This is a genomic window from Pseudomonas protegens, from assembly GCF_003732485.1.
Lineage (GTDB): Bacteria > Pseudomonadota > Gammaproteobacteria > Pseudomonadales > Pseudomonadaceae > Aquipseudomonas > Aquipseudomonas protegens_B.
Map to the genome: position 1 here is coordinate 78,660 of NZ_MOAK01000087.1, position 9,676 is coordinate 88,335.

Annotated in this window: 8 protein-coding genes and 1 pseudogene; 5 read left to right on the top strand and 4 right to left on the bottom strand. The window is 61.9% G+C overall.

The genetic code is table 11. The features are described 5' to 3' along the window. Positions 1–600 (top strand): annotated as a pseudogene (locus BLX41_RS36795) (SurA N-terminal domain-containing protein); the annotation flags it as partial. A 69-nt stretch (positions 601–669) separates the two neighbouring features. On the opposite strand, the gene BLX41_RS30480 reads toward BLX41_RS36795, so the two are convergent. Continuing rightward, entirely contained in the window at positions 670–1,635 is a 966-nt protein-coding gene (locus tag BLX41_RS30480; protein WP_123727874.1) for an AraC family transcriptional regulator ligand-binding domain-containing protein, read from the bottom strand. A gap of 66 nt (positions 1,636–1,701) precedes the next feature. Between BLX41_RS30480 and BLX41_RS30485 the strand changes: the two genes are divergently transcribed. After that, on the top strand, positions 1,702–2,580 hold the full coding sequence (locus BLX41_RS30485) for a sterol desaturase family protein (RefSeq protein WP_123727875.1): 879 nt from the start codon (positions 1,702–1,704) through the stop codon (positions 2,578–2,580). 58 nt (positions 2,581–2,638) lie between these two features. Here BLX41_RS30485 and BLX41_RS30490 read toward each other — a convergent pair whose 3' ends face one another. Continuing rightward, positions 2,639–3,844 carry an MFS transporter gene (locus BLX41_RS30490; RefSeq protein ID WP_123727876.1) on the bottom strand — a complete coding sequence of 402 codons (1,206 nt, stop codon included), beginning with the start codon at positions 3,842–3,844 and terminating at the stop codon, positions 2,639–2,641. 123 nt (positions 3,845–3,967) lie between these two features. Between BLX41_RS30490 and BLX41_RS30495 the strand changes: the two genes are divergently transcribed. Next, on the top strand, positions 3,968–4,867 hold the full coding sequence (locus BLX41_RS30495; protein WP_123727877.1) for a LysR family transcriptional regulator: 900 nt from the start codon (positions 3,968–3,970) through the stop codon (positions 4,865–4,867). Positions 4,868–4,959: 92 nt separating this feature from the next. Then, on the top strand, positions 4,960–5,811 hold the full coding sequence (locus tag BLX41_RS30500; RefSeq protein WP_123727878.1) for a DUF2242 domain-containing protein: 852 nt from the start codon (positions 4,960–4,962) through the stop codon (positions 5,809–5,811). Between the two features lie 360 nt (positions 5,812–6,171). On the opposite strand, the gene BLX41_RS30505 is transcribed toward BLX41_RS30500, so the two are convergent. Both BLX41_RS30505 and BLX41_RS30510 read right to left on the bottom strand, forming a co-directional pair. After that, the gene (locus BLX41_RS30505; RefSeq protein ID WP_123727879.1) at positions 6,172–7,212 is read right to left on the bottom strand and encodes an AraC family transcriptional regulator; all 1,041 of its coding nucleotides are present in this window, start codon (positions 7,210–7,212) and stop codon (positions 6,172–6,174) included. Between the two features lie 3 nt (positions 7,213–7,215). Further along, positions 7,216–8,346, bottom strand: a complete 1,131-nt coding sequence (locus BLX41_RS30510) for a carbon-nitrogen hydrolase family protein (RefSeq protein ID WP_123727880.1) — start codon at positions 8,344–8,346, stop codon at positions 7,216–7,218. Positions 8,347–8,555: 209 nt separating this feature from the next. Between BLX41_RS30510 and BLX41_RS36800 the strand changes: the two genes are divergently transcribed. Beyond that, positions 8,556–9,676: 2,4-dienoyl-CoA reductase FMN-binding domain-containing protein (locus tag BLX41_RS36800; RefSeq protein ID WP_259745432.1), on the top strand; the 1,121-nt coding region annotated here is incomplete at its 3' end.

Below are 9,676 nucleotides of genomic sequence, written 5' to 3' on the forward strand. Positions count from 1 at the left end.
GGCCGTGAAGGTGGCGACGGCATCGCCGCCAATCGTGCAGTGGTGCAGGCGGCGTTCAGCACCGAAGTCCTCGATGAGGGAGCCAACAGCACCGCCATCGAACTGGACCCGGAAACTGTCGTGGTGCTGCGTGCCAAAGAGCATCGCAAACCTGAGCAACTGCCGCTGGAAAGCGTCGCCAGCGCCATTCGCACGCAATTGGCCAAGGAGCACGCCAGTGCTGCAGCCAAGACCAAGGCCGAAGAGTTGATTGCCAGCCTGCGTGATGGCAAGACTGCGCTGAACAAGCCGGTTGATGGCCAGAACTGGAAAGTCGCACAAGCGGTGACCCGTGGTCAGGACGGTATCGACCCAGCTGTTCTGCAGGCGTTGTTCCGCATGAGCAAGCCTGAGTCCAAGGACAAGCCGACCTTCACTAGCGTCACCCTGCCTAACGGCAATCTGCTGGTGCTGCAGCTCAATGGCGTCAATGAAGCCGCTGCGCCGACCGAGGAAGAGAAGGCTCAATACCGTCGCTTCCTGGCCTCGCGTGTAGGGCAGCAAGACTTTGCCGCCTACCGCAAGCAACTGGAAAACCAGGCGGACATCAAGCGTTACTAATGCCTGAACCGCAGTGTTGAAAAGACCCCGGCCGCAATGCCGGGGTCTTTTTTTGGGCGCGGATAAACCTCAGGTGCCGGAGGTTTTCCAGCGCTTGCGCGCATGCAGATAGGCCGCCTGATCGTTGTAACCCAGCTGTAGCGCAATCTGCGCCCGGGATTCGCCTTGCAATTCCAAATGCATTTCCAGTTCGGCGCGGGTCTGGTCCAGCAACTGGCGAAAACTCAGCCCCTGTTCCGCGAGACGTCGCCGTAGCGTGCGCGGGCTTTGATGCAGATGGGCACAAAGGCTTTCCAGGGTTACTGGATGGCCAGCCGCCAGGGCCTGACGACAGGCCCTGGCCACCTTGGCTGCCCAACCGCTCAGCCGTTGGTGCAGGGCCACCCGTCGATCCAGCTCTTCGCTCAGCAGGTCGAGCATGCCGACGTGGCGGGTCTGCAGTGGCAGTTGCAGGCTTTGCGGATCGAAGTAGAAACGGTTGGCCCGGCAATCAAACTCGATACGGTCGCCGAACCAATGCTGGTATTGCGCGTGATAGGCGGGACGTGAATGGCTGAAGCAGGCCAGCACTGGCTGCACCGCAAGACCAGTACCACGCCGCAGTTGAGTGATGGACATGACGCCATAGTGTTCGATCAGGTAGCGGCTCAACTCCGCCGAGGTGTCGATATGGATTTCAACACCAGAACCTCGGGCATCCGTCACCCGTTGCACGCGATCGGTGTCCGAGCCCAACGGCGCATAGCGAACCCAGAATGCCATGGACGCGGCAACATCCGGGCAGTAGAGGCTGGCGTGGGCAATAACGTGCCAGTCCTGGGGCGTGAAGCGTTCGAACAGTTTGAGGCCTATGGCCGGCTCCAACGCCGCCGCGGCGCGCCATAGCTGTTCCAGGTGCAGCAGGTTGTAGTCCTGGTGCGTGGCGGCGCTCTGGTCATTGAGGAAGCGTTGCAAGACTTCACCGAGGCGTCCTCGATGAAAGCGCGGGGCCGCTCGGTTGGCCGGATCTCGCTGGATTCTGTCCATTTCGCGCATAGAGAGGGCTGCCTTGCTGATCTCTAATGGTCGGGCGTTGCCCATAAGGATAAGAGCGAGAATGCCATGAACCACGATCTGATGACCAACAACCCCCTGTTGATCGTTTCGGCGATCTTTGTGTTTTTCATCCTCCTTGAAATAGCTTGTTCAGCCTTTCGCCAACCCCGTGGCCAGCGCCGCGACGTGCTGATCGAGGCGGTGGGTTCAAGCCTGTTGCTCGGCGTGACCTTTCCCCTGGTGATGTGGGCCAGCGGTGCGCTCATGGGCCAGGCACTGCCACAAGCCAAGGGCATGCTGGCGGATACGCCCTGGGTGCTTGGTCTGCTGTTGTTCCTGATCTTCGATGACATGACCCAATACTGGTGGCACCGCCTGACCCATCGTCTCCCAGCGCTGTATGCCCTGCACCGGGCTCACCATTCGGCGCCCTACATGAGCATTCGCATCGTTTATCGCAACAACAGCTTCTATTACCTGCTGATGCCCGGGATCTGGTTCTCCGGGGTGCTGATCTACCTGGGGCTGGCGCCGGTCTATTACGGTTACCTGATTCTCAAGATGACGGTGATCTTCGCCGCACACAGCAGCGTGGCCTGGGACGACAAGCTGTACCGCATCGGTTTTCTCCGGCCACTGATGTGGCTGCTGGAGCGAGTCTTTTCAACGCCTTCGACCCATTCGGCTCACCATGGCCTGAGCGCCGAGGATGGCGTGACCCACTACAAGGGCAACTTCGGTAACTTGCTGTTCCTCTGGGATGTGCTGTTTGGCACCGCGAAAATCACCCGCCGCCGGCCCGTTACCTTCGGTATCGAGCACTTGGCGCCGGTGAGCTGGAAGGAGGAGCTGTTCTGGCCGTTGGTACGCAGTCGCAAAGCCCGATCCGCTGCGCACGCAAAAGTGGATACTGCTTTGCAGGCTGGCGCTTCGGCTGAGGGCTAGCGACCTGGCAGGCGCCGTTGCCGCGAGAACGCCCGGTTGCCAAGGCTTGGGTCGAGGGTCAGCGTCTGACTGGAAAGCCTTGATGCCGGGCGTTCACCGCCACCATCAGGCTGATCAGCAACAGCGCGGCAATCACCCAGGGGAAGATCGCCACTCCCGGCCCTTGCAGCAGCAAGGCGCCACCCAGGCCGCCACCGGCGATCGCCAGGTTCCATAGGGTGACCAGCATCGACTGCGCGGTGTCGGCGTGCTCGCCTGCGGCCTTGGCCAGTGCGGTTTGCAGCAGGGTGGCCATGCCGCCGAAGGACAGCCCCCAGATAGCGGTCGCCCCATAGATCGCCACTGGCCAGTCACCCAGCAGCCCCAGCATCAGGGTCGAGCCGATGAACAGCAGGCAACTGACCAGCACCAGTGGACGCAGCCAGCGATCGATCAACAGGCCCACCAGCCAGATGCTCAACAATGCGGCCAGGCCAAATACCAGCAACACCCGCTCGATCTGCTCACCAAGCCCGACCGGCTGAAGAAAGGGCGCGATGTAGGTGTAGAGAATGTTGTGTCCCAGCACATAGGCAAAAGTCACGAACAGCACTGGTCGGATCCCCGGCAAGGCCAGGACTCGAGCCAGCGACAAGCGCTTCTGTGCGCGCAGCCCCGGGAAGTCCGGCACCTGAATCAGTACCCAGCCAATCAGCCCCAGGGTCAGCAGGGTCATGACGGCAAAGCTCATGCGCCAGCCCAGCAAGCTGCCCAGCCAGGTTCCGGCCGGCATGCCCACTGACAAGGCCAGCGGCGCGCCGAGCATGGCCAGAGTAATCGCCCGGCCCTGCAAGTGTGGCGCCACCATGCGGCTGGCGTAGCCCGCGAGCAACGCCCACAGCAGGCCGGCGAAGACTCCGGCGCCCAAGCGTGCCAGCAGAATCAGGCCGTAGTGGGTGGAGAGGGCGGTAACGCTGTTGACCACGGCGAAGCCGCCAATCGCGATCAGCAACAGGGGGCGGCGTCGCCAGCCCTGGGTGAGGAGGACCAGCGGAATGGCTGCCAGCAGTGACCCGAGGGCATAGACAGTCACCAATTGGCCGATCAGAGCCGGCGATACGCCCAGGTCGGCACTCATCTGCGGCAGCAGGCCGGCAGGCAGGGTCTCGGTCATCAGGGTGATGAACCCGGCGGTCGCCAGGGCCAGCAGGCCGCCGACAGGCAGGCGTTCGCGGGTCTCGACGGACGCTTGTAACAGTTCGCAGGCATTGGCGGAGTTGCTCATGGTCGGGCACCGTTGTGCAGGGTCGGAAATGAAGCTGACAGGGTAGGAGTCTGCGCATGGTGGAAAAATAGGCTAAGGTTCCGAACTTATCGGACATGTAAGTCCTTAATCGCAGGGGGCAGAATGGACTGGCTGGGCAGTATTCCGGTGTTCATGCAAGTGGCCGAGACGCGTAGCTTCACTGAAGCGGGGCGTCTATTGGGGGTGTCATCCTCAGCCGTGGGCAAGAGCATTGCGCGGCTGGAAGAACGTCTGGAGACGCGCCTGTTCCATCGCACTACCCGCAGTATCAGCCTGACCGCCGAGGGCGCCGGGCTCCTCGAGCGCTGCCGTCGGATCGCCACCGAAGCGGAGGCCGCGGAGTTCCAGCTGTGCGATTCCTCCAGTGCTCCTGTAGGCAAGTTGCGGATCAGCGCTCCCCAGGTTCACGGACTGTTGATGCCGGTACTGGCGGAGTTCATGCAGCGCTATCCGCAGATCGAACTGGACGTGGACCTTTCCGATCGCATGGTGGACGTGGTGGAGGAGGGGTTTGATCTGGTGGTACGCACTGGCAATCCCAAGGACTCCCGGCTCCTGGCCCGACAATTGGGGCGCTTTCGCATGGTGCTGGTGGGCAGCCCCGAATATTTCCAGCAGCGGGGCTTGCCGCAATCTCCCCAGGAACTGCGCGACCACGCCTGCCTGCGGCACACCTTTCACCACACCGGCAAACTTGAGCCGTGGCCGTTCAGGCCCCAGGCCCACCTGCCGGAACCGCTGCTGCCGACTCGCTTGACCAGCAGCTCTATCGAGGCCGTGGAACACGCTGCTCGCAGCGGTTTGGGTATCGCCTGTTTGCCGGATTTCATGGTGCAGGCGGCGGTCCGCCGGGGAGCGTTGCAGACAGTGCTCGACGAGTACCTGGAATACAGCGGCACCTTCTGGGTGCTGTGGCCATCGAGCCGGCACGCGGCGGCCAAGCTTCGGGTGTTGATCGAGCACTTGAGCGAGCGACTTTTTCCGGCAATCGGCGGTCAGTAAACTTGTGTGAAATTTAAGACACCAATTACCTGCGCGGCGGGGCGTTGATCTGTTGCACAATACGCGCCGGAGCGTTTTCCTCAGGATTTTCGATGTTTAGATCATTTCATCTGCGCCCCGCAGCCGCGGCATTGCTGTTGTTTGCTGTTGCCGGCTGTTCGTCGCACAAGACCGCCATCTACGAGCATGAAAGCTTCGATGATTCCGGCACTTTTTCGCGCAATTACCCGGTGAGCGATACCGCTTCCTGTGAAGCCGCACGGCGGGCTCTGCTGAGCCAGGGCTACATCATCACCAGCAACGACCCGAAACTGGTCAGCGGCCACAAGAGCTTCCAGCAGACTGGCGAGACTCACCTGGAAATCAGTTTCAACGTGGTCTGCGCCCAGGACGGCAGCGGCGACCAGCGTTCGACGATGTTCGCCAATGCCCTGCAGGACCGCTATGCGCTGAAAAAGGTGAACAACTCGGCCAGCCTTGGCGTGGGTGTGCTGGGCTCGGTGTCGATGCCGATCGGCTCCACCGACGATTCCATGGTCAAGGTGGCCAGTGAGACGGTGTCGTCTGCCAAGTTCTATGAGCGCTACTTCGCCCTGGTCGAGCTGTTTTTGCCCCAGGAAGTGAAGAAGGCCGCACATATCGAAGAGCAGCCCAAGGCGGATCTGGGGGTTCCCGAAAACAAGTCCGAGACGGAACCCAAGCCTGAATCCAAACCACAGAGCCCTGTGGTCGAGCCGAGTGCGGCGGCCGCGCCGCTGGTGCCCGCCAGTGAGCCTGAGCCGACGCTCTCCCAGCCATTGGCCCCACCAGCGGAAGCCGCGCCGATTGTGCCGGCTGCCAGCAGTGAGCTGGCGCCTGCCAGTCAAGCTGTCACCCCACCCCCCGCCAGCAGTCTGCCGCCGCCGAGCGAGTCGATTCCTGCTCTGCCGGGCAACGGGCACTGATCGGTTCTAGGGGGCTCGGGTCGACTCTTTAAAGTCGGCCCGATATTGACGTCGCGCAGGACTTCGACTGCAATCATCGCCGTTGCATGGGTATCCACAGCTTAAATTTCTTACGGGCTGTTACGTTTTAACGACATAAATCTTGACCGTGGGGGTAGTATTTTTTCTGTCATCCCGGCACTTTATGCTGATCCCGTCGGTCATTAGGCACAGGGTTATTCAACAAGGTCATTCAACAACGGAAAAGGAGTCCGCGATGGACGAATACCAAGAGGAACTGCTGGAGTATCAAGCTTTCGAGCTCGATCCCCTGGAACCAGCAGAAGACGCCACCGAGCTGTAACGCCGGTGGCGTTTTTTTTAGCCTAATTGTCGTTGGCTACGCCGAAAATCCCCCGGGGTCTGCCCGTTCCAACGCTTGAAGGCCCGCTGAAATGCCTCGGCTGAGGCAAAGCCCAACAGATAGGCAATCTCGCCGAACGCCAGTTCGGTATCGCGGATATAGGTCATGGCCAGGTCGCGGCGAGTGTCGTTGAGAATCGCCCGAAACTGCGTCCCTTCTTCTGCCAGCTTACGCCGCAGGGTCCAGGTCGGCAGCTTCAGGCGCATCGCCACTTCTTCCAGGTCCGGCTCCCGGCCACCGCTGAGCAGGGGGCCCAGCAACTGAATGATGCGTTCACGCAGGCTGCGGGTCCGGGTCAGTTGTTCCAGTTCTCTTTCGCATAACTGCACCAGATGCCGCCAGGTGCTTGGGCAATGCTCCGGGTTGCGCAGGCCCAGGTTGGCCTGGCTCAAGCGCAGTTGGTTCTGTTCGGCGCCGAACTGGATGGGCGTTGGACCGAGCAGGGCATAGGCGTCGTGATAGTCCGGGCGTTCGAACTCAATGTCGATCTGCTCGGCATCGATGGTCTGGCCGCAGAGGTTCGACAGCTGCTGCAGCCAGCCGGACATGATCGAGTCCACTACGAAGCGGTTGTAGGCGTTGTATGGGCTGATGGAATAGAAGCGTAGCCAGGCGCCGTTGGCGTCCTCGTGAAAGCTCGACTGGCCGCGATAGTTGGAGCCGTACAAGGCCTCGAAACGGGTCAGGCAGCGCGCCGCTTCGCGCACGGTAGGGGCTTGCGCGGCAGTCACCCCGGCAAGGCCCGCCTGGCTCAGGCGACTCAGGCGGCCCATGCGCAGGCCGAGTGCCGGATCACCGGTCAGCTGGATCGCCCCATGCCCCAGGCGCATGTAGCGGGGGATCGACAATCGCGCTCCGGCCTCCCCCAGCCGGGCGGCATCCAGTGCGTATTGTTCCAGCAACGGTGCCGGGTCCAGCCCGTGGCTGCGGACCGCGTCCACCAGGCTGTGGACGAACCCCACCGATAGGTCTCCCAGGCGCATCGGTGGCGTCTTCATCGACTACAACCAGATGTTCAGCAAGCGAGCGCCCCGGGTGCCTTCGTCGGCAAAGGTCTGGCCATTGCTGTTGATGAAGCTCTGGCCGCTGCTGCGCCGGTCCCAGAACTGGCCACGCAGGAACACGCTGACCCCGGCACTGGCCTGGCTGCTGGGGGGGCGGGCAGTGAGGGTCAGGCGATGCCAGGCCTCGCCTTCGCTGGCTTCCTCGGGCTTGAGGCTGACTTCACTGGGCGTGGCGATGCTCTTGTAGCCGCGCCAGGGTTTGTCCCAGCCGTCGCGGCCCATGACAAAGGCCGGAACTGCCACCAATTGAGTGCTCTGCTCATTGAGCTTGCGATAGTTCTCCGGGTACCAGCTGTCGCTGCCGATCAGTACGCCGAGCCGTCCGGCGGGGGTATCGATCACCCGTAGCGCTTTATCGGTATCGCCCTTTAGGTAGCCGCTTTCGGCATAGGTCGGGTAGATCTGCCGCTGGGGTTGGCCCATGGGCAGGCCATCGCTGCCGAACACCAGGCTGCTGTTGTACAGGGCGCCGCTGCCAATCTGCAGGGTGCCCTGACTGACACTGGGCTCCGGCAGAATGATGGTGCCGGCCACCAGAGTCACCTGGAATTCCTTGGCCAGGCCGCCGAACAGCCACTGATAGTCCTTGGCCATTTTCTTTGCCTTCATGCGCAGATACGCATCGTCCAGGCGACTGTCGCCCCTGGCGCTGATCAGCGCCTTGAGAAACGGCAAGGGGTTGCTCACGGCCAGCCAGTTCATCGCTTCTTTCAAGGAGGTGGCCTGGTACAGCTCGTTCTTTTCACCACTGACCATCAGCCAGGTGCCTATATGCTCCGGTAGCACGACGATGGTCTTGGCGTTGACCAGGCCTTTGTCAGTGGCTTGCTGCAAGTAGGCCGCCAGCTTGCGATGCAGGCGTTCGATGTTCTGGTAGTCGGTGGGGAACAGTTCAGGCTGAATCGCCAGCAGGTTGCCATGATCGGCTGGCACGCCTTGATCCACCGCGAGCTGGATGCGCAGGTCCGACAGGTAGTGCGCCTCTGGACGGTCGCGAGTCCAGATTGCGTAGCGGGTGGCGGCTGCAAGCAGGGCCAGAGTGAGGGTGATGTAGAGAAGTTTGCGCATGGGGAAACAGTCAGCGGCCGTGTGCAGGATTCGTCGACTAGGGTAGGGCCCGGGCCGACGCTTGCCAAGGGGCGCTGTGCGTTTGGATCAATAAGTTGTCAGTTACGGTCATTGAGCACCGGGTACTGTGCTCTTAGTCTGTGGAGCACTACCGATGGAAGACGCAGAGCTTCCACATTTTCCGTGATTGCCCGATCTGGAGTGACACCATGGCTGCCGCACCTTACCCGCACTTGCTGGCCCCCCTCGACCTGGGGTTCACCACCCTGCGCAACCGCACCCTGATGGGGTCCATGCACACCGGTCTGGAAGAGAAGCCCGGCGGTTTCGAGCGCATGGCGGCGTATTTTGCCGAGCGTGCCCGCGGCGGCGTGGGCCTGATGGTCACTGGCGGCATCGGCCCCAACGATGAGGGTGGGGTGTACTCCGGCGCCGCCAAGCTGACCACCGAGGAAGAGGCCCTCAAGCACCAGATCGTCACCCGTGCGGTGCACGAGGCGGGTGGCAAGATCTGCATGCAGATTCTCCACGCCGGGCGTTATGCCTACAGCCCCAAGCAAGTGGCCCCCAGCGCCATCCAGGCGCCGATCAACCCGTTCAAGCCCAAGGAGTTGGACGAGGAAGGCATCGAGAAGCAGATCCGCGACTTTGTCACCTGCTCGGCCCTGGCCCAGAAAGCCGAGTACGACGGCGTCGAGATCATGGGCTCGGAAGGTTATTTCATTAACCAGTTCCTGGCGGCCCACACCAACCACCGTACCGACCGCTGGGGCGGCAGTTACGAAAACCGCATGCGTCTGCCGGTGGAAATCGTTCGCCGGGTGCGGGAGGCGGTAGGTCCGAACTTCATCATCATCTTCCGTCTGTCGATGCTCGACCTGGTGGAAGGCGGCAGCACCTGGGAAGAAATCGTGCAACTGGCGCAGGCCATCGAACAGGCCGGCGCCACTATCATCAATACTGGGATCGGTTGGCACGAAGCGCGGATTCCTACCATCGCCACCAAGGTGCCCCGCGCTGCGTTCAGCAAGGTCACGGCCAAGCTGCGGGGTTCGGTGAGCATTCCGCTGATCACGACCAACCGCATCAACACCCCGGAAATCGCCGAGCAGATTCTTGCCGAGGGTGATGCCGACATGGTTTCCATGGCTCGGCCGTTCCTCGCCGATCCGGACTTCGTCAATAAAGCCGCTGCCGGCCGTGCCGACGAGATCAACACCTGCATCGGCTGTAACCAGGCGTGCCTGGACCACACCTTCGGCGGCAAGCTCACCAGTTGCCTGGTCAACCCCCGTGCCTGCCACGAGACTGAGCTGAACTACCTGCCGGT